This window comes from Rhodanobacter sp. B04 (assembly GCF_002001125.1).
In the GTDB taxonomy this organism is placed as follows: domain Bacteria; phylum Pseudomonadota; class Gammaproteobacteria; order Xanthomonadales; family Rhodanobacteraceae; genus Rhodanobacter.
Genome location: NZ_MUNV01000028.1, coordinates 1 through 2,468, shown reverse-complemented (window position 1 = coordinate 2,468; position 2,468 = coordinate 1). Strand labels below are relative to the sequence as shown.

Sequence of the window (2,468 nt, the reverse complement as noted above, 5' to 3'; positions counted from 1 at the left end):
TGTTGATTTCCGCCGAAAACTGAGCCGGGTTTTTCATCGAAAAGTGAGCCACCCGTTCGTGCTGCAGGTTAGCTCAGATCGGGGTTGAGATCGGGGTCTTGGTCTCCTTCTTGATGTCAGTGCCATGGTTCCGGAAGCGGTAGCTGTCGTTTCCGGCTTCCAGGATGTGGCAGCGATGCGTGAGCCGATCGAGCAGCGCCGTGGTCATCTTGGCGTCGCCAAAGACAGCCGCCCATTCGGCGAAGCTGAGGTTGGTGGTGATGGCCAGACTGGTGTGCTCGTAGAGCTTGCCGATCAGGTGGAATAGCAAGGCACCACCCGCCTGCGAGAACGGCAGATAGCCCAGTTCATCCAGGATCACCAGGTCCGCCTCGATGAGGCGTGTGGCCAACTGCCCTTGCTTGCCAGCGGCCTTTTCCTGCTCCAGTGTGGTGACCAGCTCGATGGTCGAGAAGAAACGTACGCGGCGACGTCCATGGGTAATCGCCTGCACGCCGATGGCGGTGGCCAAGTGTGTCTTGCCGGTGCCTGGCCCACCGACAAAGACCAGGTTCTGGCAAAGGTCCATGAAGTCGCCACGGTGCAGCTGGCGGATCAGCGCTTCATCGACCGTGCTCTGAGCAAAATCGAAGTTGCTGAGGTCGCGGTAGATCGGGAAGCGGGCCACCTTCAGTTGGTAGTTGATGGAGCGTACTTCGCGCTCAGCCACCTCAGCTTTGAGCAGCGTGCCCATCAACGGCAACGCATCTCGATACAGCGGTGTACCCTGCTGAGCCAACTCTTCCAAGGCCTGAGCCATGCCATGCAGGCGCAACGACTTGAGCGTGGTGATCACGGCCTCATGCGACATGGCGAGTCCTCCGCAAATGGTCATAGCGAGCCACGTTGGCGACAGGCTCGACTTTCAAGGCCAGCGATGGCGGCGCATCCATCGGCGCCGGCGGTGTCTCGCCCGTCAATCGCGCCAGCAGGTTGAGCACATGGGGCTTGGACGGTACGTTGGCCTCCAAGGCCAACTCCACCGCCGCTAGCACGGCCTGCTCGTCGTACTGCAACACCAGCGCCAGGATCTCCACCATCTCCCGATCCCCGCCGGGTCGCTGAAGCAGAAGCGCCTGCAGGCGACGGAAACCCTCGGGCAAGTCGGCGAATGGCGCACCGTTACGCAACGCACCCGGCTTGCGCTGTACCACGCTGAGATAGTGCCGCCAGTTGTAGAGGGTCTGGCCACCATCATGCGTGCGATTGATCCGGCGCACGTGCTCGCCAATCACCTGACCCTCGGCCACCATCACCACGCGGTCGGCGTATAGGCGCACGCTGATCGGCCGGTTGGCGTAGCTGGCCGGCACGCTGTAGCGGTTGCGCTCGACATGCACCAGGCAGGTCGGCGTCACGCGCTTGGTCTGCTCGACGAAGCCGTCAAACGGTGACGGTGTCGGCATCAGCAACCGCTGCTCGTCCTGCCAGATCGAGGCGATGGTGCGATCACGCCATACCGGGTGGGCACACTCGTGCCACAGTGCCACGCAGCGTTCCTGCAACCAGTCGTTGAGGGCCTCCAGCGTGGGCATGGGCGGCACCGTGGGCCAGATCCGGTGACGGGCATCCTGGACGTTCTTCTCGATCTGGCCCTTCTCCCAGCCGGATGCCGGGTTACAGAACTCGGCCTCGAACAGGTAGTGGCCGACCATCGCGGCAAAGCGGGCGTTGACGTCGCGCAGCTTGCCGCTGCGGACCTTGTCCACAGCGGTCTTCATGTTGTCGTAGATGCCGCGGTGAGGCACGCCACCGAACACAGCAAAGGCGTGCTGGTGCGCATCGAACAACATCTCATGCGTCTGCAGCGGATAGGCCCGCAGCAAGAAAGCTCGACTGTGGCTCAGCTTGAAGTGGGCGATCTGCAGCTTGATGCGCTCACCGCCGATGCGGGCATGGTCCTCACTCCAGTCGAACTGGAACGCCTCGCCCGGAGCAAAGAGCAACGGCACGAATGTCCCGCGCCCGGCTGTCTGCGCCCGCTCTTGCTCGGCGCGCCGCCACTCGCGGGCGAACGCAGCGACCCGGCCATAGGAGCCGGCATAGCCCTTCGTCAAAAGAGTGGCATGCATCTGCCGCAGGGTGCGCCGCTGTTTACGCGACTGTCGCTGGTTGGTACGCAGCCAGTCGGACAACTCCGCGGCATACGCATCCAGCTGGCTGGGGCTCTTCCGGTGGGGGTACCTCGGGGAGGTCTCACCGCTCGCCAGGTACTTGGTAATGGTGTTGCGTGACAGCTTCGTGCGTCGAGCGATCTCTCGGATCGAGATCTTGTCGCGAAGGTGCCAGCGTCGGATTACGCTCAATAGGGCCACGTCGATCACTCCTGTTGCTCCCGCTCGTGCTGTGAGCGGAGGGTGGTAGGAGGTGGCTCAAATTTCGACGAAAATCACCCGGCGAAGTGGCTCAGTTTTGGATGGAACTCAACA

General features: G+C 62.6%; 2 protein-coding genes. Both read right to left on the bottom strand.

Annotated features, from left to right (window positions below; all coding sequences use genetic code 11):
- Positions 1–73 precede the first annotated feature (73 nt).
- Positions 74–850, bottom strand: a complete 777-nt coding sequence (istB, locus tag B0E46_RS17095; RefSeq protein WP_139350619.1) for an IS21-like element helper ATPase IstB — start codon at positions 848–850, stop codon at positions 74–76.
- On the bottom strand, positions 840–2,363 hold the full coding sequence (istA, locus tag B0E46_RS17090) for an IS21 family transposase (RefSeq protein WP_077556955.1): 1,524 nt from the start codon (positions 2,361–2,363) through the stop codon (positions 840–842). The genes istB and istA overlap by 11 nt, the downstream gene beginning before the upstream one ends.
- Between the last annotated feature and the right edge of the window lie 105 nt (positions 2,364–2,468).